General features: G+C 69.9%; 19 protein-coding genes and 1 pseudogene. 8 read left to right on the top strand and 12 right to left on the bottom strand.

What is annotated here, in order from left to right; translation table 11 throughout:
- Window positions 1–208: 208 nt before the first annotated feature.
- Window positions 209–1,555 (top strand): amidase, encoded by a 1,347-nt coding sequence (locus LY41_RS17260; protein WP_253865089.1) that lies wholly within the window; start codon window positions 209–211, stop codon window positions 1,553–1,555.
- Between the two features lie 102 nt (window positions 1,556–1,657).
- Window positions 1,658–1,778 (top strand): annotated as a pseudogene (locus tag LY41_RS17265) (SDR family mycofactocin-dependent oxidoreductase); the annotation flags it as partial.
- 17 nt (window positions 1,779–1,795) lie between these two features.
- On the opposite strand, the gene LY41_RS17270 reads toward LY41_RS17265, so the two are convergent.
- Complete coding sequence (locus LY41_RS17270; protein ID WP_253865090.1) at window positions 1,796–2,767, bottom strand: MsnO8 family LLM class oxidoreductase; 972 nt, start codon at window positions 2,765–2,767, stop codon at window positions 1,796–1,798.
- Window positions 2,768–3,134: 367 nt separating this feature from the next.
- Window positions 3,135–3,992, bottom strand: a complete 858-nt coding sequence (locus tag LY41_RS17275; protein ID WP_253865091.1) for an HpcH/HpaI aldolase/citrate lyase family protein — start codon at window positions 3,990–3,992, stop codon at window positions 3,135–3,137.
- A 706-nt stretch (window positions 3,993–4,698) separates the two neighbouring features.
- Between LY41_RS17275 and LY41_RS17280 the strand changes: the two genes are divergently transcribed.
- Together LY41_RS17280 and LY41_RS17285 are read left to right on the top strand one after the other, a co-directional pair.
- Window positions 4,699–5,373: a hypothetical protein gene (locus LY41_RS17280; protein WP_253865092.1), complete on the top strand. Its 675-nt coding sequence runs from the start codon at window positions 4,699–4,701 to the stop codon at window positions 5,371–5,373.
- Between the two features lie 175 nt (window positions 5,374–5,548).
- On the top strand, window positions 5,549–6,202 hold the full coding sequence (locus tag LY41_RS17285; RefSeq protein WP_253865093.1) for an SDR family oxidoreductase: 654 nt from the start codon (window positions 5,549–5,551) through the stop codon (window positions 6,200–6,202).
- Here the strand turns inward: LY41_RS17285 and LY41_RS17290 are convergent.
- On the bottom strand, window positions 6,189–7,496 hold the full coding sequence (locus tag LY41_RS17290) for a D-arabinono-1,4-lactone oxidase (protein ID WP_253865094.1): 1,308 nt from the start codon (window positions 7,494–7,496) through the stop codon (window positions 6,189–6,191). The two genes, LY41_RS17285 and LY41_RS17290, sit on opposite strands and share 14 nt — an antisense overlap.
- 82 nt (window positions 7,497–7,578) lie before the next feature.
- Between LY41_RS17290 and LY41_RS17295 the strand changes: the two genes are divergently transcribed.
- On the top strand, window positions 7,579–8,793 hold the full coding sequence (locus LY41_RS17295; protein ID WP_253865095.1) for an amino acid deaminase/aldolase: 1,215 nt from the start codon (window positions 7,579–7,581) through the stop codon (window positions 8,791–8,793).
- A gap of 50 nt (window positions 8,794–8,843) precedes the next feature.
- Here LY41_RS17295 and LY41_RS17300 read toward each other — a convergent pair whose 3' ends face one another.
- The 3 genes from LY41_RS17300 to LY41_RS17310 form a co-directional block, all read right to left on the bottom strand.
- On the bottom strand, window positions 8,844–9,470 hold the full coding sequence (locus LY41_RS17300; protein ID WP_253865096.1) for a TetR/AcrR family transcriptional regulator: 627 nt from the start codon (window positions 9,468–9,470) through the stop codon (window positions 8,844–8,846).
- A 509-nt stretch (window positions 9,471–9,979) separates the two neighbouring features.
- Complete coding sequence (locus LY41_RS17305) at window positions 9,980–10,438, bottom strand: hypothetical protein (protein ID WP_253865097.1); 459 nt, start codon at window positions 10,436–10,438, stop codon at window positions 9,980–9,982.
- Window positions 10,439–10,450: 12 nt separating this feature from the next.
- Window positions 10,451–10,804 carry a hypothetical protein gene (locus tag LY41_RS17310; protein WP_253865537.1) on the bottom strand — a complete coding sequence of 118 codons (354 nt, stop codon included), beginning with the start codon at window positions 10,802–10,804 and terminating at the stop codon, window positions 10,451–10,453.
- A 531-nt stretch (window positions 10,805–11,335) separates the two neighbouring features.
- Here LY41_RS17310 and LY41_RS17315 point away from each other — a divergent pair.
- Window positions 11,336–12,754, top strand: coding sequence for an NsdA family TPR-like regulatory protein (locus tag LY41_RS17315; RefSeq protein WP_372493309.1), 1,419 nt, complete (start codon window positions 11,336–11,338; stop codon window positions 12,752–12,754).
- 32 nt (window positions 12,755–12,786) lie between these two features.
- Window positions 12,787–13,641 carry an aminoglycoside phosphotransferase family protein gene (locus LY41_RS17320; RefSeq protein ID WP_253865098.1) on the top strand — a complete coding sequence of 285 codons (855 nt, stop codon included), beginning with the start codon at window positions 12,787–12,789 and terminating at the stop codon, window positions 13,639–13,641.
- A 125-nt stretch (window positions 13,642–13,766) separates the two neighbouring features.
- On the opposite strand, the gene LY41_RS17325 is transcribed toward LY41_RS17320, so the two are convergent.
- From LY41_RS17325 to LY41_RS17345, 5 genes are all read right to left on the bottom strand, one after another.
- The gene (locus LY41_RS17325) at window positions 13,767–14,774 is read right to left on the bottom strand and encodes a CopD family protein (RefSeq protein WP_253865099.1); all 1,008 of its coding nucleotides are present in this window, start codon (window positions 14,772–14,774) and stop codon (window positions 13,767–13,769) included.
- Entirely contained in the window at window positions 14,771–15,283 is a 513-nt protein-coding gene (locus LY41_RS17330) for a copper resistance CopC family protein (protein WP_253865541.1), read from the bottom strand. Before LY41_RS17330 ends, LY41_RS17325 begins: the two co-directional genes overlap by 4 nt.
- A 74-nt stretch (window positions 15,284–15,357) precedes the next feature.
- The gene (locus LY41_RS17335) at window positions 15,358–16,134 is read right to left on the bottom strand and encodes a YcnI family copper-binding membrane protein (protein WP_253865100.1); all 777 of its coding nucleotides are present in this window, start codon (window positions 16,132–16,134) and stop codon (window positions 15,358–15,360) included.
- Window positions 16,135–16,245: 111 nt separating this feature from the next.
- On the bottom strand, window positions 16,246–16,782 hold the full coding sequence (locus tag LY41_RS17340) for a hypothetical protein (RefSeq protein WP_253865101.1): 537 nt from the start codon (window positions 16,780–16,782) through the stop codon (window positions 16,246–16,248).
- 101 nt (window positions 16,783–16,883) lie between these two features.
- Complete coding sequence (locus LY41_RS17345; protein ID WP_253865542.1) at window positions 16,884–17,393, bottom strand: DUF6474 family protein; 510 nt, start codon at window positions 17,391–17,393, stop codon at window positions 16,884–16,886.
- Window positions 17,394–17,704: 311 nt separating this feature from the next.
- On the opposite strand from LY41_RS17345, the gene LY41_RS17350 reads away from it, so the two are divergent.
- Window positions 17,705–19,399 carry a TM0106 family RecB-like putative nuclease gene (locus tag LY41_RS17350; RefSeq protein ID WP_253865102.1) on the top strand — a complete coding sequence of 565 codons (1,695 nt, stop codon included), beginning with the start codon at window positions 17,705–17,707 and terminating at the stop codon, window positions 19,397–19,399.
- Here LY41_RS17350 and LY41_RS17355 read toward each other — a convergent pair.
- Window positions 19,383–20,708, bottom strand: a complete 1,326-nt coding sequence (locus LY41_RS17355) for an HNH endonuclease signature motif containing protein (RefSeq protein ID WP_253865103.1) — start codon at window positions 20,706–20,708, stop codon at window positions 19,383–19,385. The two genes, LY41_RS17350 and LY41_RS17355, sit on opposite strands and share 17 nt — an antisense overlap.
- Window positions 20,709–21,261 lie beyond the last annotated feature (553 nt).

Raw genomic sequence — 21,261 nt, forward strand, 5'->3', positions numbered from 1 at the left:
CCGCACGGCCCGGAACCGCACGGCCCGGAACCGCACGGCCCGGAACCGCACGGCCCGGAACCGCACGGCCCGGAACCGCAGGCCGCCGAACCACAGAGTTCCGAATCGCAGAGCCCCGAGTCACAGGCCCCAGAATCACCGGACCCAGAATCACCGGACCCCGAATCTTCACGCTCCGAGTATCCACCGTCCGAAAAGGAGTGAGGTCATGACGAGTCTCCCGGCGATGACCGCGACGGAACTGCGCGCCGCGTACACCTCTGGTGAGGTGAGCCCGGTCGAGGTCACCGACGCGGTGCTGGCGCGGATCGACGAGCGCGAACCGCAGTTGCGAGCCCTGTACGCCCTCGATCCGGACGCCGCGCGGCAAGCGGCGGCGGCCTCGGAGCAGCGGTGGCGTGCCGGAACTCCGCTGGGTCCGATCGACGGGATTCCGTTGACGCTCAAGGAGAACATCGCCACGCGCGGGACGCCGAAGCCCATGGGCACGGCCGCGACGAGGCTCGAACCCGCGGCGTCCGACGCGCCGGCTGCGGCGCGCGTCCGGGAGTCCGGTGGCGTGCTCCTGGCGAAAACGACGATGCCCGACTTCGGCATGGTCACCGCGGGCGTGTCGAGTTTTCACGGGACGACGCGGAATCCGTGGGACCAGGCGTGTTCACCCGGCGGGTCGAGCGCGGGTGCGGGAGCTGCGGCAGCGGCCGGGTACGGGCCGTTGCACGCCGGTACCGACATCGGCGGGTCGGTCCGCCTGCCCGCGGCGTGGTGCGGCGTCGTCGGGGTCAAGCCGAGTTTCGGGCGGGTTCCTGTCGATCCGCCGTTCCCGGGGAGGGCGATCGGGCCGATGACGCGGACCGTCGCCGACGCCGCGCTGTTCCTGCGCGTGCTGTCGCAGCCGGATGCGCGGGACCACATGTCGCTGCCACCGTCGGAATTGGACTGGTCGTGCCCGCCCGTCGAACCGTCGTCCCTGCGGATCGGCCTGCAGCTCGACCCCGGCGTGGGACTGCCCGTCGAACCGGCCGTCCGCGACGCCGTGTCCGCAGCGGCCCGCCGATTCGAGGCCGCGGGGGCGAGCGTCGAGGTCGTCGAACCGTGGCTGACGCGGGACATGCTCGACGGGCTCGACCGGTTCTGGCGCACGCGCATTCTCGCCGATCTGACACACCTCGACTCCGGCTCGGTGCTGCCGTACCTCGTCGACTGGGCACGAGCGGCGGAAGGACTGTCCGCTGTGGACGCGTACCACGGGTTTGCGCAGATGGACGCGATCGCCGTCGCGACCCTGCGTGCCACCGAGCCGTACGACATCGTGCTCTCGCCGACGTGCCAGGTATCGCCGCAGCCGGTCGATGCAGCCTCGCCCACGGGAGATCCGATGCGCCCGTTCGAGCACATCACGCTCACGCTGCCGTACAACCTGTCCGGCCAGCCCGCCGTGTCCGTCGATTGTGGACGGACTCCGGACGGCCTGCCCATCGGGCTGCAACTCGCGGGCCGCCGCTTCGACGACATCGGCACCCTGCGCGCCGCCGCGACGTTCGAAAACCTCTGACGCCCGCACCGCCCCACCCCGGCGTGTTGCAGGTCCCAGGGACCGTGTCGCGGGTTCGGTCGGGTAGGCGGGCCGGCCGGTTGCAGTCTCGAGGAGGAGACGATGACGGGTCGGATGGCAGGCAAGGTCGCGTTCATCACCGGCACAGCCCGCGGGCAGGGCAGGAGCCACGCGGTGCGACCGGCGGAGGAGGGCGCCGACATCATCGCGGTCGACAGCTGCGAGCACCTGACGGCCGCGTCAGGCCAGGCCGGCCAGGCGCGTGTACGAGTCGAGCATGTCGGCGCGGTCGTGCGTACTCATCGTGATGAGCAGTTCGTCCGCGCCGGTGCGTTCGACCAGCTCGGCGAGTTCGCGGGCGACGTCGGACTCGGTGCCGTGGATCTGACCACGCAGGGCGTCGTCGAGGTGGCGCCGCTCGCGTTCGCCGGGCGTCGGTACGTCGTCAGGCGGCAGCAGCGGCGGGAAGACGCCGTCGAGGCGTGAGCGGGCCATCGCCCACGCCTCGGGAAGAAGCAGTTCGCGCGCCTGTGCGCGGCTGCCGGCGACGGCTACCGCGGTGGACACGACGACGTGCGGCTCGGGCCACTGCACCGACGGCCGGAACGTCTCGCGGTAGTGCCGGACGCGGTCGGTGAGGCGGTCGAAGTCGCCGAGCGGTGCGATGACGAGTGCCGCGCCCAGTTCCGCAGCGAGTCCGGCGCCTGCCCCCGTGGCCAGCACGAACAGCGGCGGTGGCTCCAGTCCCGCCGCGGGGAGGCCGCGTACCCGGTGGTCGCCGTCGAAGTGGCCGAGCAGTTCACGGACGTCGTCGCCGAACCGGTCGGCATCGGTCTTGCCGGCACCGAGGGCGGTCCGCACGGCACCGGTGAACCCGACGGAACGGCCGAGTCCCATGTCGACCCTGCCGGGATGCAGCGACGCGAGCGTGCCGAACTGCTCCGCCACGACCAGCGGCCGGTGGTTCGGCAGCATCACGCCGCCCGTCCCGATGCGGATCGTCGACGTCGCGGCGCCTACCGCGGCGGCCAGCACCGTCGGAGCCGCGCCCGCGATGCCGGGCACCCCGTGATGCTCGGCGACCCAGAACCGCCGGTACCCGAGGCGTTCGACGTCACGGGCGAATCCCACCGTGTCGCGAAGGGCGGCGGCCGGATCCTGGCCGTGACGGACGGAGGCGCGGTCGAGCACGGACAACGGCGGTAGCGGCACGTCCGGTGCAACGTCTGTCCCCCTGCGCGGATTCCCCCGCATGTCCTGCACTCAGACGCGCGTGTTCTGCGCCCGCCCGTTGCCCGGCCACCACCCCTCAACGACGCGCTGCACGCGGCTGTGTCCTCCCGCGTGTTCTGCGTTCGGCGTGCCTGTGCCCGCTTGTGCCCCGTTTTCGCTGCGCACTCCCCGTGTGATCACGACGCGTCAACCTGAGCCGCACGGGCGGGTGGGGCAACGGAGTCCCGGCAGCGCTGCGGGAGACCCGGCCGAACCCGCCTCCCCGAGATGGGCGGCGGCTGGGAGACGGGAATCCGCAACACGGGCCCCGGAGCCCGCAACACGGGCCCCGGAATCCGCAACACGGTTACTTCGCGGCGATGGCGTCCGAGAGGTCGAGGATCCGCTGCGCCTCGGTGACGTGGAGGTTCTCCACCATCCGTCCGTCGACCGTCACCACGGCGTCGCCCTTCGCGCGCGCGGCCTCGAAGGCGTCGATCACCTTGCGGGCGTGGGCGATGGCCTCGTCGGACGGGGCGAACACCCGGTTGCACGGTTCGATCTGCCCCGGGTGGACGAGGGTTTTGCCGTCGAACCCGAACTGCCGTGCCTGCGTGGCTTCGGCCTCGAAACCGGCAAGGTCCTGCACGTCGTTGTAGACGCCGTCGAGGATCTGCTTGCCGGCGGCGCGAGCGGCCAGTAGTGACAGTGACAGTCCGGCGACGAGCGGTGCGCGGCCCGCAGCCGGTTCGGCGTGCAGCTCCTTCGCCAGGTCGTTCGTGCCGATGACCAGCACCGACAGCCGATCGCTCGCGGCGGCGATCTCCTCGGCGTGCAGCATCGCGACGGGTGTTTCGAGCATCGCCCAGATCGTCGTGTGCCCGGGCGCGCCGTTGAGCTCCAGCGCGCGCTCGATGGTCATCACGTCGCGCGCGGAGTCGACCTTCGGTACGACGACGGCGGCAGGGCCGGCCTGGGCGGCGGCGCGCAGATCCGCGTCGTGCCACTCGGTGTCGATCCCGTTGATGCGGATCGCCACCTCGCGCTCACCGTAGTCACCGGACGCGGCCGCCGCGTGCACGCGCTCCCGCGCGGATTCCTTCGCGTCGGGGGAGACGGCGTCCTCGAGGTCCAGGATCAGCGCGTCCGCGGGCAGCGTCTTCGCCTTGTCGAGCGCCCGCTCGTTCGCGCCGGGCAGGTAGAGAACGGAACGGCGCGGTGCCACGCGCGGACCTCCTTGTCGCTTCGGGGTGTCGGGGGTGCCGGGATCGGGGCATCAGGATGTCGCAGCGTGCATCGGTGTCGTGGTGGCCAGTGTTGCAGTCGTGCCGCGTTGCAGCCCGTGCCGCAACAGCTCGGTCGTCGCTGCTGGGCCGGCCCGCCGCACGTTCCCCTGTCGCACGTTCGATGCCGCCTGTGTCCTTCCTGTTGAATCCGGTCGCCGGATGTGCTGCTCTGGAGTCCATCCAGTTCAGCGGTGAGGTCCACCTTCCGTACGGTGGTGGCGAACCGCTCGGCTCCCGGCCGTCGGAGACGATAACCGCCCGTCGTCGTTCCTGGCTGCGGTGAACGTCACCGGACAGGCCCGGAATGCCCCGAGATCCCCCTTTCAGCCGTACGTCACCCATACGGCAGCACTGCCGGGCCGAATTTCCTTCACCGCTCACCGACCGATCACCGACCGCTGAGTGCCGTCGATCGCAGCTACCCCGCGAGGGCGCAGACGCCGGCCTGTTTCGGTTGCAGTCTGAATCGGCAGCGCTTCGCGGCCCGGGATTCGTCCCGCCTGCGACGAGCTGTACCGGCGCAGGGGCTGGTGAACACCACATGCCCGCGGGGAATCCGGCGGACGGGTGTTCGGAGTAGAGAGCCATCCAACGAGGAGTTCCGCTCACCGGAGCGGGCTCCGGACGAGTACGGGAGGCAGATCCGTGGCGGCGACACCCGGACAGACCGCGATCACGAACGGCACGAACGGCACGAACGGAACGCCTTCGGTGCCGAGCCGGGTGGTCCCGCCTGTCGAACTGCCCGAGAACGTCGACGCGCTCGCCGCCGACGCGGCCGCAAGCCTCGGCTGGCACGGCGCGGTGCTGCCGCCGCTGACGATGTTCGGCAGGCGCGTGTACGTCGTGGCGAAGCTGCGCCCCGAGGCACACGCCGAGCGGATCGCCCTCGGTCAGGAGCCCGTCACCGACCGCGCGCAGGTGTCGACGTGGACATGGCCGGAGCTGGCCGACACCGCGCCGCCGCCCGCCGTCGACGTCGTGGGCGTGCTCGCGGTGGCGCGGCACTGGCGCACCGGGCTCGCCGCGACCGTGCCGTTCTCCCGCTACGGCGAGGCGGCGATGGTGCTGCCCCAGTCGATGACGCTCACCCACGACTACGTCGACAACTGCCTCCCGCGGACGCGTACGTACGGCGTCGCCGTGGTGTCGGCCGATGACGAGGCGCACGTGACGCTCGACGTCGAAAGCCACAGCGACCGCGTTCTGCTGGGCCGTGACCCCGTGTGGCGCTGGGTCAACGAGGTCGTCTACGAGCGGTTGATCGCCATGGAGGACGCGAGTGCCGCGCCGGCGGAGGAATCCTCCCAGCACGCGTAGTCCTCCCAGTACGCGTAGAGTCCTTCCCGGCACGCGTAGTCCTCCCGGCACGCGTAGTCCTCCCGGCACGCATAGTCCCTCCCGGCGCGGGGCCTGCCTCACCGTCTCCCTCGGTCGGGACGCTTCGCGACGCTGTCCGGGACGTCGTCTCCCCATCGACCACTAGGATCGAGGCATGCGCGTAGTCATCGCCGGTGGGCACGGAAAGATCGCCCGTCCCCTCGAACAACGCCTCGCCGCGAACGGCGACGAGGCCGTCGGGATCATCCGCAACCCGGACCATGCCGACGACCTGCGAGCCGTGAGTGCCGAACCGGCCGTGCTGGACCTCGAGAACGCCACGGTCGACGAGGTGGCCGCCGTACTCGACGGTGCCGATGCGGCCGTGTTCGCCGCGGGCGCGGGCCCCGGCAGTGGCATGCCGCGGAAGGAAACCGTCGACCGGGGTGCCGCGGTGCTGTTCGCCGACGCGGCCGAGCGCGCGGGTGTCCGGCGGTTCGTGCAGGTCAGCGCCATGGGGGCGGACGGTCCGTTCGACGAGGACGTCCTCGGTGAGGTCTTCGCCGCCTATCTGCGTGCGAAGGGCGCCGCCGAGGAGGACCTGCGGCGGCGCGATTTGGACTGGACCGTCCTGCGCCCGAGTCGGCTCACCGACGAACCTGCGACGGGCAGGGTGCAGCTCGGTGACAGTGCGCCCCGCGGCGACATTCCGCGTGACGACGTCGCGGCCGTGCTCGCCGCGCTACTCGGCGGCGAGCACGGGTTCGGGCGCACGCTCGAGTTGACTGCGGGCAGCACGCCGGTGGCCGAAGCCGTCAACCGGCTTTGACCGGACCGAGGACCCGGTCGAGGTAACCGTTGCGGAACACGCCTGCCGGATCCGCGTCGGCCGCCACACGCACGAAGTCGTCGAATCGGGGGTAGCGCTCCCGCAGTGTCGCCGCGTCGAGGGTGTGCAGCTTGCCCCAGTGCGGCCGTCCGCCGACCGCGCCGGCGATCGCGGCGAAGGCCAGGAAGTACTCCCGATACGGCATGCCGATGTACTGGTGGATTGCCACGTAGGCGGTGTCGCGGCCGTAGGCGGTCGAGAGCCACACGTCGTCGGTCGCCGCGACGCGCACCTCGGCGGGAAAGGCCACCGGGGTCTCCAGTCTCGGCACGAGCGTCCGCAGTTCCCGCAGCACGTCGCCCACCGCCTCGCGCGGAATCGCCCACTCCGACTCGACGAACCGCACTGACCGCTGCGTGGCGAACACTCGGTGGGAGACGTCGCGGTAGGAGCGCGTCGACAACGCCGACGACGACAGCCTGCCCAGCGTCGGCACCAGGGCCGGGACGGCACGGCCGAGGCGGCACAGGGTGCCGAATGCCGCGTTCTCGGTGACCGTGTAGTCGACGAACTCGCGCAGTTTCGACAGCGGTTCGGCAGGCCCCGGTACCCGGTTGTTGCGTTTGACGAGCGCGTTGCGGCCGTAAGGGAACCAGTAGAACTCGAAGTGGTCGTTGTCGTCGGCGTAGTCGTCGAACGCGTCGAGTACACCGTCGAGTGGTTCGGGTCCTTCGCGGGCGTCGAGTAGGTACGCCGGTTCGCATTGCAACGTCACGGTGGTGATCACACCGAGCGCGCCGAGGCCGACGCGGGCCGCGTCGAACAGTTCGGGGAGCTCGGTCTCCGAGCACGTGACGACGGAGCCGTCCGCCAGCACGAGTTCCAGCGCTCGGACCTGGGTCGCCAGGCCGCCGAAGCGGGCGCCCGTGCCGTGAGTCCCCGTCGAAATGGCGCCCGCAATCGTTTGCGCATCGATGTCGCCGAGGTTCGTCATCGCCAGGCCCACACGCGCGAGCTCGGCGTTCAATCGTTGCAGCGTCGTGCCGGATCGTGCCGTGACCAGTCCGGTGTCGCGGTCGGCGTCGAGTACGCCCGCCCATTCTGTGAGGTCGAGCGCGACGGAATCGGTTGCGGCGACCCCCGTGAACGAATGGCCGCTGCCGAGCGGGCGCACCCGCATGCCCGTGTCGACTGCCTGGCGGACGGCCGCGGTGATCTCGTCGAGATTCCGCGGGCGGTGCCGTCGTTGCGGACTCGCCGTGGCGGTGCCGGCCCAGTTCGTCCACGTCGTCACGTGATCACCTGCTTGCGTGAGAGGTCGACAGAATATGTGAATACATTTCGCGTTTCAAGCTGTCTGGCGTACGGTAGTAGCCGTGAGCACCGTGAACGCTGCAGCGTACGACGCCGCGACCCAGGATCTCGACCCACCTTTGGCGGTCGTTGATCTTGACGCGTTCGACGCCAACGCGCGTGACCTCACGCGACGTGCCGGCGGCGTGCCGATCCGCGTGGCCAGCAAGTCCGTGCGCTGCAGGGCGTTGCTGGAGCGCACGCTCACGATCCCCGGTTACGCCGGTCTGCTGTGCTACTCGCTGCCCGAGGCGCTGTGGCTGTATCGCTGTGGCGTGAGCAGCGACCTCGTGGTGGCCTACCCGACCGTCGATCACGCTGCCCTGCGCACCCTGGCCACCGACGATGCGGCCCGCGCCGCCATCACGATCATGGTCGACTCGACGGAACACCTCGATGCGATCGACGCCGCGCTCGGCGCCGGGGGCCGGGGTGCAGACGGCTGGGGTGCTCATCCCGAGTTTCGCGTCGCCCTCGACCTCGACGCCTCGTGGCGCCCCGTCCCGCGACTCCACGTCGGGACGCGCCGTTCGCCGGTGTTCCGCCCCCGCTCGGCGCAGCAGCTCGCGTCGCGGATCGCCGAACGCCGCGGGTTCCGCCTGGTCGGCATGATGGCGTACGAGGGACAGATCGCGGGCGTTCCCGACGGCGGCCGCGGCCTCGAAGCGCGCATCGTGCGGTGGGTGCAACGCCGTTCGGCCGCCGAGCTCGCGCAGCGCCGAGGGGAGGCGGTCGCCGCGGTGCGTCGTGTCGCCGACCTGGAGTTCGTCAACGGCGGCGGCACCGGCAGTATCGAATCCACCGCCGCCGACCCGTCGGTCACGGAACTCGCCGCGGGATCCGGCTTGCTGGGGCCGGGGCTGTTCGACTCCTACACGCGGTTCAGCCCCGCGCCCGCAGCGTTGTTCGCGCTGCCCGTCGTGCGCAGGCCTGCGCGGGACATCGTCACCGTGTTCGCGGGTGGCTACGTCGCGTCCGGGAAGGCGGCACCGTCGCGGCTGCCTGCGCCCGTGGCGCCTGCCGGGTTGCGGCTGCTCGGTGTCGAAGGTGCCGGTGAGGTGCAGACACCGGTGACAGGCACGGCTGCGCGGGATCTCGGGCCGGGAGACCGCGTGTGGTTCAGGCACGCCAAGGCGGGCGAGCTCGCCGAACGCTTCCCGGAGTACCACCTGGTCCGCGGCTCGCGGATCGAGCGCACGGCTCCCACCTACCGCGGCGAGGCGAAGTCCTTCGGCTGACGCGTTGCACTTCCGCAACACCGCGCGGCCGCGTTGCAGTTGTGGGGGAGTCAGTCGCCGAAGCGGCTCGCCAGGTAGGTCTTGATGAGGGCTTTGGTCTCGGCGACGACCCGCGGATCACCCTCGGGGTCGGTGCGGAATGCGAGTTTCAGCAACGAGTCGGCCGCTTCGACTGCGATGGATATCGGCAGGTTCACCTCGTCGCGGGCGAGCTGAACGTGGTTCGCGACGAGGCCGGCCAGCGAGTCGGTGATGACGCCGTTGTTGGTGCGTTCCTCGTCGAGGAGTTGCACGTCGACGGCGTCGCCGAAGTGCACTCGCGCAAAGCCCGGTACTTCGCGGTGCATCTGCAGATAGATGTCGAGCAGGGAGTCGACGATCTCCCACCAGCTCTGGTGGTCGACGCCGCGGAACCGTTCGTCGACGGCACCGAGGAACCGTTCGAGGTTCCGGTGGGTCAGTGCCTGCACGATCGCGCGTTTGTCGGGGAAGAACTGGTAGAGGGACCCGACCGCTACGCCCGAGCGTTTGGCGACGAGCGTCGTGGTGAGCGCGTCATACCCTTCTTCGGCCAGCAGTTCGGCCGCGGCATCGAGCATGCGCTCGACCCGCTTGGCGCTGCGTTCCTGGACGGGTTTGCGACGTAGTGGTGGCAAGTCGGTACGGCTCTCAGACACGTGGTGCTCCCTCACTCTGTGTAGGGAACTCTAACGCGCAGGTGATGCATCCACGGTCGAGTGATCGCTGTGCCGGATGGCAACGGGCGGCGCGCTGCACGCCGGAGCTGCATACCGGAGCAGGATTCCGGACTTGTGGGTTCCGTACTTGTGGGACCGCGGGCCGGTGCCGGTCGGGGGGAGGGGAATCTTCGGCACCGGCCCGCGGGGATCGGGGCCCTTGCGTAGGCGGGGATCTACTGCGGGCTATCACCGCGGCCGGGGGTCTCATCCATCCGGGTCAATCGGATGCTGATCCGCGGGAATTCCTTGTGAACTTGTTAACGCACTGTCACTGCCCCAACCTAACTGCGGATCACCGTCTCCGGTAGCAAACGAAAGACGGTTCTTCCGATTAATCAAGCTGGCTGGCGTGTTGGAAGCCGGCAGCCGACTCGTCTCGCTCGGGGGTACGAACGAGCCGGCCGCCGGCCGGGACGGGCAGCAACCCGTCGCCTGTTCGCATGCCGCTACCGGGTCGGGGTTCCGGTGGCGACATGCCGGGCCGACGTCGGTGCAACCAACGCATGCCGACCCGTTTGTTCGGGGAGTGCGGGCTCGTCGGAGCGCCGCGGGGACGTCTCGGGCGTGTGTGTCGCCGACGCGGGAGCCGGCACCTTCCGGCGCAGTTTCCGCTTGGTCGGCTGTTCGGGGGCCAGACCGCCTGCCACGAGATGTTCGTGCGCCACTTGCCACACGGTGCACGGGGCCTTCACCCGGCGCCAGCGGGTGGAGCACGTGGGGCAGTGGCCGCCGTCGTCGGGTTCGTGGGAGAGGAGCATCGCGCGCCAGCCATCGGTCAGCCGGGGCAGCTCCGAACGCGCGACCGACACCAACGAGGGCTCGTCGGCGCGACCTGCGAGGTCGGACAACATGTCGAGGCGTTCCCACACCGCGTTGCGGAGCACCTGGCCGAGGACTTTATCCACAGGGGGTCACCGTCACCTTTCCGCCAGTCCGGCGGCGTCGCCGAGCGCGGCCGTGAGCCGGCCGAGCTGGGTGCTGGTCAGCCGCGCCGCTTCACCGGGCGGGCCGACCAGCACTACTTCGTCGTCGTCCACGTACACCGTCATGCAGCGTTCGCGGCCGATGGGATCGCCGCACTGCACGCGCCGGACGACCTGACCGTTCTCGTCACGGCGGGCCGCTGACGCATGCGCGTCGGCTGTGGGGACCGGGGAGAAGTGTTGCCGGGCGACCGGGACGGAAGTCCCGGCCGGGGAGCCGGCGGTAGTGGCCGGACCCGCGGCAGGCGGGAACGGTGAGGCGGACGGAGCCGTGCCCGGTCGGGACATGCCCGACCGACGGGCATCGGACAGGGACGACGTGCCACGCGAGGTGGCCGAGGATGCGATCTCCACGTCGTCTCCGTTTCCGTGCTCGTCGAGGGCGGTGGGCCGGTGGGCCGGTGGGCACTCGATCCGGCAGTGATGCCGTTCGGGTTCGTACTCCGGCTCCGTACTCCGGCTCCGTACTGCTCCGGCTTCGCCGTCCGTTCCGCACCCGCCTGCCTGGACTGTCCGTACGAACCCCGGGTGCGGAGGGTCCGTACGGCCGTTGGGGCCGTCCGCGGGAGTCCTGGTGGATCTCCCGGGTGATCGCTGACCGTGTTCGGGTGGTCACGTCGATCCCGAGAACTAGATTGCGATGAATGAAACGCCGATAGAAGCCTCGGTGGGCCGGACAGCGGCGACCGGCTACAGCTGGCCGTTAAGCGGTCGACGAAGTTCGGCAGAGCCGATCAGGGGTCACAAATCGGGTTTCGCGCGGTTCAATGTGAAGTGCCTACGCTGCTGACGACGCCCGGAAGGACTGTGGAGGGGCGCATGGACACCACCGACAACACGGCGATCGCCCGTATCTCGGGAGGCACGAACGAGGACTCGTCCGACCTCGTGCCCAGCCGGCTGGACCCGGAGGTCTGGGAAGGCGACGAGATGCGCGACGCGCTCTCCGTGCGCGATGTCAGTGAGGTCTATCGCCAACTGCGCAAACACGGTGTGTCGCAACGCCAGATCGCTGCGATGACCGGCCAGTCACAGTCCGAGGTCTCGGAGATCCTGAAAGGCCGTCAGGTCATGGCCTACGACGTGCTCGCCAGGATCGCCGCCGGTCTGGGTATTCCCCGTGGATACATGGGTCTCGCATACGACGAGGCCACCGAGATTCAGGTCGCCGGAACCTCCGGCGAGCAGCAGGCTGAGGAGGACGAGTCCGTGAAACGGCGGAAGTTCCTCGCGCACGCGGCCCAGGTCACGATGGGCGCCGCGGTCTTCGGATCGTCGGCGGAGGCCTGGGCGGCGAGCCCCGCAAGGACACCCGCGCCGGGTCGCATCGGAGTCACCGATGTGCGGCAGGTCGAAGCCGCCACCAGGGCTTTGCGTGCGCTCGACTACCAGTACGGCGGCGGGTTCTGCCGCGACGCCGTCGTGGCGCAGCTGTCCTGGGGACAGCAGATGATGCAGGCCAGCACCACCGACGGGGTCAGATCGCGGCTGTTCATCGCGCTGGCCGACCTGCACAGCCTCGCCGGCTGGACGTCGTTCGACACCGGGCTGATCGACTCGGCCCGCGGTCACTTCGCGAACGCACTCAACCTGGCGAAGCAGGGCGAGAACCACCCGCTGGTCGCGAACATCCTGTACCGCATGGGGCGCGTGTACCTGCACCAGGAAGCGCCGGACGACGCGCTGAAGCTGTTCCAGCTGGGGCAGATCGCGGCGCAGGAATCGGGCTCGGAACTGGCGGTCGCCGTGCTGTGCGCCAACGAGGCGTGGGCGTACGCGATGATGGGCAACTCCGACCAAGCCGTGAAACTGCTGGGCAGGACACGGGACGAGTTCGCGCGTGCCGACCTGGCCGGCGCCGAGTCGTGGGTCAAGTTCTTCACCGAGACCGACGTCCACGCGATGGTCGGCACCGTGCACACGGAGCTGGCGCAGGCGGCCGACCCGATGCACACCAAGTACGCGATCCCCGCGCTGAGCAGGGCCATCGACGCCTACAACGACGACATGGCGCGCAGCAAGGTGTTCAACCTGGGCATGCTCGCCACGAACCACATGATCGACGGCGACATCGACGTGGGCGTGCGTACCGGCGGTAAGGCGCTCGAATCGGCCGAAGGGCTCAAGTCCGCCCGCGTCGAGCAGCGCATGCAACCGCTGAAGAAGGAGGCAGCGCGCCGGTCGAACAACCCGGACGCCAGGGACTTCGTCGAACGGATGAACGCATTCTTCGCTTAGTCGGCGGTCCGCTCGACAACGTCCTGGAGGCCGTGTGTGCACGGCTGGGGGCCGATCCCCGTGGCGCCACGTTGCTGCGGTTCACGAACAACGCGGTGTACGCGCTCGCCGACCGGCCGCTCGTCGTGCGCATCGTCGGCACACCCGCACTGCGGCATCGAGCGCCCAAGGTGGTCCGGCTCGCGCGTCACCTGCAGCGGCACGGCGTGCCCGCGGTGCGGCTCGCCGACGAGATCGACCAGCCGGTGCGAGTGGGCGAACAGCTGGCGACGGTGTGGGAGCGGATTCCCGACACCGGCAGGCGCGCGACCCCCGCCGAGCTGGCTGAACTGCTGCGCACACTGCACTCCGCGGGGGTGCCGGACGTCGACGGCGCGGGCGAGTGGGCCCCGCTCGACGACGTGCGGGCCCGCGTTGCGGCCGGGGCGGAGGAGCTGGCCGACACCGATCGCGCGTTCCTGCTCGACCGGTGCGACGAGCTCGAAACGAAAGCAGCCGAACTCGAGTTTCCGCTGGCCAGGACGTTGATTCACGGCGATGCGCACGTCGGCAACGTCATCGTCGGCTCCGGCGGCCCGGTGCTGTGCGACTTCGACTCGGCGTGTGCGGGGCCGCCGGAATGGGACCTGGTGCCGGTGGCCGTGGGCCGTGAGCGATTCGGTGACTCGCCCTCGCGGCAGGCTGCGGTCGCCAGGCGGTACGGCTTCGACGTCACGGCCTGGGAAGGGTTCGACGTGCTGCGCGGCATGCGGGAACTCAAACTGGCGACGAGTGTGCTGCCCACGGCCGAGCGTTCCCCCGGCGTGCGGCGAGAGGCGCATCGCCGGATCGCCGACCTTCGGGCCGGAAACCTGAACCACCGGTGGATGCGTTACCGCTCAGGGTGACGATCGCCCGTCGTTCAACGACAGAAACCAACCGTTCGGCGTTTGGTCCGGATGGCGGTGTTTTTCGTCGACATTTCGGTGGGGCCGATCGCCGTCGGCGTCGACGCGGGTGACGGACGTGCCGCTCAGCCGACGGGCGTTCGGCCGAGGGCGACCGCGAAGCCGAACGCCAGGCCGAGGATCGCCAGCTCGATCGTTGCCCACGTGGCCAGTGCCGTCCGCCGGTGGCGCAGCACCTGCGGGAGCAGCTTCGCCCGCAGGTGTGCACCCAGCGCGGCGGCACCCGCCAGGCACGCGACCTTCACCACCACGAGCACGCCGTACGCCGTGCCGAACACCGCCGCGGGCAACGACAGCTCCGGGTGCCGGCCGAGCTCCACGACCGCGTTGAACACCCCGGTCACGGCGACGCAGGCCAGACACACCGTCGCGAGCGTCGAGAACCGGGGCAGCGCCGTGGCCAGCAGCGACCGGTTGGTTCCCACGACGGCGGCCACGGCGGCGAGCCCGCCGGTCCAGGTGACGGCGGCGAGGACGTGCAGCTCGACGGAGATCGTCGCGTAGTCGTGCAGCGACCACCCCGTCGCGTGCCCCGTGACGGGCAGCGGAAGCAAGGCGAACAGCCCGAGGCCGACGCGCACTTCGGCGGGCACGGTGTCCGGCCTGCGCAGCGCCACGACGGTCAGCGCGGCGAGCCCGAACGACAGCACGGCGACCAGCACCAGCGCCTTGCCCGCCGCGACGTCGGCGACGTACCGGCCGACGTCGACGCCGGAGGGGCGGTACTCCGCCGCCTGCAGCACGAGCGCCGCACCCGCTGCGACCGCCCACAACAGCGCCGCCGCCACCGCCGTGGGCTGTGCCGAAGCCAGCACGGGGCGGGTCAGCTTCGGCCGTGCACCTCCGAGCAGCACCGGCAGCAGCGCCAGCCCGACGGTGACGACAGCGGCCACGTTCATCACCGCCCGTGCCACCGGGACGCCTGCCGAGACCACCTCGTTGGCCGCCGCGATGCCGCGGACGGGCCCCGTTGCCGCGCCCGCAAAACCGGCCAGCGCGCCCGCCACCGCTGCGGCGAGCAGGCCGGCCAGTGTTTCGAGACGCGGTCGCGAGGTGGTCTCGGCGCGGCTCACGACCGGTCGGACCCGGTGCGCAGTGCGACCGTCACGCCCGCGCCGAGAAGCACGACCGCGGCGACGATCCACACCCACACGGGGATTCCGCCGGAATCGTCGTCACCGCCGGACCGTGCGTCGTCGGCGGCCGGCGCGGACGGCTTCGCACTCTCCGCACCCGGAGGAGTGTCGTCGCCGGGTCCGGGCCCGGTCAGCGTGAACCGGAGCTCCTCGCTGACCGGGTGGCCGTCGGCCGAGAGGACGCGGAACCCGATGACGTACTCCCCGGCAGGTCCGAGCGGGTGCAGCGGCGCTGTGACGGTCGTTCCGTCGACCTGCACGTCCCCTGCTGTCCATCGGCCTCCGTCGGGACCGGTGACGGCGATCTGGTTGACGTCCTCGCCCGCGCCCTGCTGTACCGGCTGGTTGAACGTCAGCGTGACCTGCTCGGGCGCCTCGTCGAGCGATGCGCCGTCGGCGGGGTCCGATTCGATCAGCTGGTTGTGTGCCGCCGCGGGCGTCGCCATGACCAGCAGTGCGACGAGCGTGGCGAGTGACAGTGCGGCAGCGCGCAGGCGCCTGCCAGGGGTGATGCCTGTGGTCACGAGTCCGCCTTTCCGTTCTTGCGGGCGCGCAGCGTGGCGCCAGCGCCGACGCCGACGCCGAGTGCGCCGACCAGCAGGCCTGCGCCGCCGAGCCACCGCGCCGTTTCGTCGGTGCCGCCCTCGGCGGCGTGAGCGTGCTCGCCGGAACCGGCCTCACCCGGGGCGCCCTCACTGTCGTCGTGCGTGGCGTGCGCACCGTGACCGTCCGACGGTTCGGCGAGCGCGACGACCGGTGCCGGGCTCTCCGGCTCGGCGTCACCGGACTGTGGCTGGTTCCAGTTGGAGACCGTGCCGTCGGAGTAGGTCTGTTTCGTCGGCAGCATGATGTCGTCGATGTTGTCGGGCAAGGCGCCGAGCTGCACGCCGAACTCCTGGTACGAGTCCAGCCCGGCCGGAATGCCCGCGCCGTCCGAGGCCGTCCACGTGACCTTGGTGACGACGTCGGAGCCGTTCGCGGTGACCTCGGACGTCCAGCCGTCGACCGGCTGGGTCCGTGCGCTGGTGATCTCGTACTCCGCGGGGACGGTCATCTCGAGCTTCGTGGTGCCCGCCTGCTCCTCCTCGTTCGGCACGCGCAGGGTGATCGCGCCGTAACCGCCCTTCTCGGGTGCGTCGCCGTAGACATTGGCGGTGACGTGCGCGGATGCGGCCGGGGCGCCGAGGACCGCACCGGCCGTGAGGGCGGCGCCGAGCGCCGTGGTGAGCGCGGCACCGCGGGCGCGCAGCCGGTGACCGGAACGCGGGGTACGGCGGGTGGGACGAGATGTCGACATGGTGATTTCTCCTGATGGGTCTGCTGCGCGCCGCGGAGCCGTAAGGGCGCGATGCGGCGCGGTGAGGTGCCCCGCGCGGCTTTCTCCGGCGCGGGGTGACGAACTGTCCAGTCAGGAGAGGACGGGCGGGCCGCGGCGGCCGTGCACGCGGCGGAGGAGGACGTCGACCACGGTTGTCGCCGCGTCGGGGAGTGCGAGTGGCGGGTGGGCGGGGCCGTGTTGCGGCCGCCGGTATGGGCGCCACCGCCACACCGCTACCGGCAGAACCGCGCGGACAGTGGTCGTCACGCCGGCGAGCACGGCCTCGGCGTGGGCGAGCACGTACGCGGTCACCACGGTGGCCAATGCGTGCCCGGCGATCATGGCGGGTCCTTCGCCGCCGTGGCCGGACAACGTGGTGAGCAGGGTGTGCGCGGCGAGCTGTCCCGCCCCGAGGAACAGCAGGATGCCGCGGATGCCTCGGGCCCGGTGGGCGGTCGCCGTGGCAACCCATCCGATGAGTGACGCCACGACGATCGTCGTCGCCGGATGGGGCAGTCCGCCGCCTGCGGCACCGTGTGCGGTCACGGACAGTGCCGCCGAGGTCACTGCCAGTAGGACGCCGCGGACGGCCGGGACGACGCGTCCGGACGGCGTTCGTGTGCGCACGCCGTCAGCCTATCGGCCGCCCGGATCGTGCCCTGTCCGGTCGTCGATGCCGGAGCCGCCGGTGTACGTTTCGACGGCGGCGCGATCCCGAGGAGCCGCGGTCACGCCACGCCGAGTCGGCGCAGCAGCTCGGATTCGAGGGTGTCGAGCTCCGAGGAGATGGCCTTGTGTGCGGCCTTCCTCCGAGTCGACGGCATGTGCTCGGCGGCGCGCACGGAGGCCGTGAGCTGCTCGAGCGTGCCTTGTGCGTGCTGGGCGAACGAGACGTCGTCGTCAGTGACATGCGGTGCCCGCCGCAGCTCTCTCAAACCGTCCGCCGCGCCGGCGATGCGGGCGAGCAGCCCGCCGCCGTGGCCGCTGTACTCGGACAGCTGCTCGACGGGGACGCCGATCTTGCGTGCCTGGTAACGGTCGTACGCTTCGCGGACCGTGCCGGCGGCGCGCACGGCCAAGGGCACCAGCGCAGGCCCGACCGCGGGGATGACGATCTTCGCCACCTTGACCGCGTTCTTGGCCTTCTGCGGCGTCAGACCCGATGCGTGCTCGTCGGAGTTGGCGGCCTTCTTCGCTGCCTTCCCGGCCTTCTTCGACGTCTTCGCGGTCTTCGTCACCGATGGCGTTGCGACCTCGGACTCCGCCGATCCGAGCTCCGACGATTCCGTGGACTGCGGCTCCGGGGATTCCGAGGTTTCCAGGAACGTCGAGGACGCCGAGGCCTCGGACAACGTGTCGTCGGCGCCATTCTTGCGGGATGTGCGGGCCATCGCCGTTCCTCGCCTCCGGTTCCGGTCGTTAAGTGGGCGTGTCGGGACCCCCGGCGCACCACGCTCATGTTGACAGTATGGCCAGAACTTACTGGTCATGATGGGCTGAGAGCACGTCGCCTCCGGGAGTGTCGGGGCCTTCTCATAAAGTGAAGACCATGGTTGACGAGGTGTTACTCGACGCGGGCGTGGTCACGCGGTGTCGCCGACGGGTGCACCTCGACAACGACCCCGCTATGGCCGGGACCCGGCTCGCACCCCCGGACCCCAGCTCCGAGCAGCGGATCGCCGACGCGGAAGCACACCGGAGCGAGGTGTCGGAGCGGTTGCAGGCGGCCGTCACTCCGGTCGACGACGGCGAAGACCTGGAGGCCGGAGCGGGCTCGGCCGACGATCCAGATGCAGCATGGACCGTTGTCCCCGCCGACCTTTCCCCCGCGGAACGTGCAGGACTCACTCTCACTGCCCTGGAGGAGGGCGCCCGATACATCTGGGGCGCGTTGCTGCCCCGGGACCGGGAAGCCGGGCGTCGTGGTGGCATCCAGCTGCTCGTCCGCTCCGTCGACGGGTACGTGCCGGTACTTGTCGTGCGTCACCGCATCACAGACTCCGGGGAGGGTGCTCGGACGACGGAGTTGACGGACCTCGACCCGGCCAACGCCTCCACCGACCCGGGCCGGAAGGTGCGGTCCCACCCGCGCGATCAGCTCCGGCTCGCTCACACCTATCGGCTTCTTCAGGCGGCAGGTTTCGCCGAACCGGACCGCGCGATCGGTGGCGTGATCGGGCTCGATGCCGATGTGGTGTTGTGGCATGACCTCGAGGCCGGCACGTGGCCGGGCGGGCGGACCGCGCTGGGGGAATACGACAGTCGTTTCGCCGACCGCCTCGCCGTGGCGCGTGCTGCGGCCGCGGGTGACGAGCCGTTGGCCGAGCCGTCGCGTGTCCTGGAATGCAAGGGTTGTCCGTGGTGGCCGACGTGCGAAGCGGAGCTCACGCGGGTCCGCGATGTCAGCCTGGTGGTGCGAGGCGAGGATGCGATGGAGTTGCGTCGTGCCGGCATCGCGACGGTGGACAAGCTCGCCGCACTCGATAGTCATGACGAACCGCCGATCCAGTGGACGGGCGTGTCGTTCTCGGACGCCGTATCGCTGGCGAAGGCGTGGCTCGCCGACCTGACGATGGTGCGGCGTATCCGCGATGTGACCGTGCCGCGTGGCGACGTCGAGGTCGACATCGACATGGAGAGCTTCGGCGACTCCGGGGCCTATCTGTGGGGTTGCTTGTTGGGCGGGGCCGACATCGGCGTGGAGCACGGCTATCACGGATTCGCCACGTGGGAGCCGCTGCCGACGGACGATGAGGCACGGTCGTTTGCGGAGTTCTGGGCGTGGCTGACAGACGTACGTGAACGCACCGCCTCCGCAGGTTTGCGGTTCCGGGCGTACTGCTATAACGCTCTGGCCGAGAATCGCTGGCTGTACGCGTCGGCGGAGCGGTTCGCAGGGTATCCGGGTGTGCCGTCGGCAGCGCAAGTACGGGCCTTCGTCGACTCCGACGAGTGGGTCGACCTGTTCCGGAGTGTGTCCGATCAGTTCCTGTGCTCGCATGGCAAGGGCCTCAAGGTCGTCGCACCGGTGGCAGGCTTCGCCTGGCGCGATTCGGAAGCGGGTGGCGAAGCGTCGATGCGGTGGTATCGCGATGCTGTCGGCATGGACGGCGCGCAGCCCGATGTCGAGCAGCGTGCCCGCTTGCTCCAGTACAACGAGGACGACGTGCGCGCGACGCAGGCCTTGCGAGTGTGGATCAGTGACCGGGCCATGATCGACGTTCCGTTCATGGAGGACTTGTGACGGTCGACGTGCCGTGAGCGTCGCCCTGTCCGCTGCCGGTTCGGTTACCGGCGGTGCGATGTCCGTTCCGATTTCGATTGCGGCTGCGTCGATTTCCCCGTCGCCGCCGGCGTTTCCGATCAGTGGTCTTTCCGCCGTTCGGAGGGGTGTCGAGGTGGGCGGGCTTACCGGTGCGAATGGTTCCCTCCGGGGTAGTAATGCGGAGGGTCCCGTCGGACTCGAGCTCGAATACCCAGTCAGGGGTGTGCTTCACGATGTGGTGTCGTCGACAGAGCCCGATCAGGTTTGCCGCGCAGGTCGGCCCGTTGCAGCCGTGAGGGCGCACATGGTCGAGATCCGAGAACTCGGTAGGGCGGTGGCATCCCGGGAAACGGCATTCCCTGTCTCGCACCTTCACGTATTCCGCGGTCACTGCTGGCGGTCGGTAGCGCTCCCGGCCGACGTCCAATGGTGCGCCGGTCCTCGGGTCGGTGATGATTCTCCGCCATGTGGATTTCGGGTCGGAGGCGATTTCCCTGGCCACTTCCGCGGGAATCGGCCCGTGCCCGGACAGATGCGCAGGGTTGTTGCGAATCGTGGTGAGCGTTTCGAAGTCGATGTGGATGTAGATCTGCGCCTTGTCCGACGTCGTTCTGCGTGGATTTCTCACCGGTGGGGGTGCATCATCAGCGTCTCCGCGTATCCCGCAGGAGCAGCCGGCCAGTAGCTGGTCGGCCAGCACGTCGGCACGCAGCTGATCCGTGGTCCGTTGGTCGTCGGGACGGCGCGTCGCCCGTGCGTCGCGGTCGACGTGTGCGTACACGGCCGCTGCACGTTCCGCGGGAAGGTATGCGGATACCGTGGCCATCGCGTCTTCGTGATGCCGCAGTTCCACCTTTCGTTCCGTTCGCCGTTGGCGTGCGCGTGCTGCGGCGCCGCCGGGATCCACCCGATGTACCGCGTCGTAGGCAGTCCGGCGAATGGAGTCGGCGCTGCGGTCCCTGAGTTTTTCCGTGACGAGCTGGTCCACGCGCGTAGCGTCTGTGCTGGACAGGTGCTTTGTCTGATAGGCCACTTTCGATGCTTTGAGTAGATCGATGTCGCCGCTTGCGAGTGTGTTCAAAGTGTGCGGTAAGCATGATGTCAGCTGGTGGGCCCATTCGAGTTCTCGCCGGACAACGTGTTCCGACTCCCCTCTGGCGAGGGCCAGCTCCGCTGTCACATCGGTGGTGTGTTCGTGTTCCGCCGAAAACTCGGCGAGTGCTCGCAGGTACGCCGCCTGTGCCCGGCCGATCTGACGCCAGGCGTGTACGACATCGGTGATCTCCATCGATCCCCCTCGGTTCGTCGAGCGGCCTACGGTACAGACGTGTCGAGGTGCGGTCAAACCTTTGTTCGAATCACTCTGTTGGGTGACAGATGGAGTGCGGTGGGCTGTGGAACACTTGCCCTGTGTGCGCACGTTGATGACGACCCGTCGTGTCCGGGCAACCCGTTCCGTGTTGGTTCGGTCCGGTGTCAGTTGGGTCCGGTGTCGGTTCGGCAGGGTGTGAGTCCGGTGCAGCTACAGGGTTCGACGGGCCGGTCTGCAGTGCTGGTTTTCCTGCGGGCCGGGGTTTTCTCGTTGGAGGCGGAAGGGGGCCCCGTGGGGTCACGAAATGTGCATTCCTGGATCGGTCCACTGTCGGACTGTCGGAGTTGTCGCGGGTCCGACCGCCGAGACAGACGCCGATTGCGACGGTGGTTTCGGTATCGAGAACGAATTTCGCCCCCGAAACACGGTCGTCTCGGGGGCGAAATTCGACAGCGCAGTCGACACGTTCGGCCATCTGCGGCGTGGGCAGCGGCGGCCCGCGACCGTCGTACGGAACCGTCAGTAGCAC

The sequence above is a fragment of the Prauserella halophila genome (assembly GCF_024171895.1).
Classification (GTDB): Bacteria; Actinomycetota; Actinomycetes; order Mycobacteriales; family Pseudonocardiaceae; genus Prauserella; species Prauserella halophila.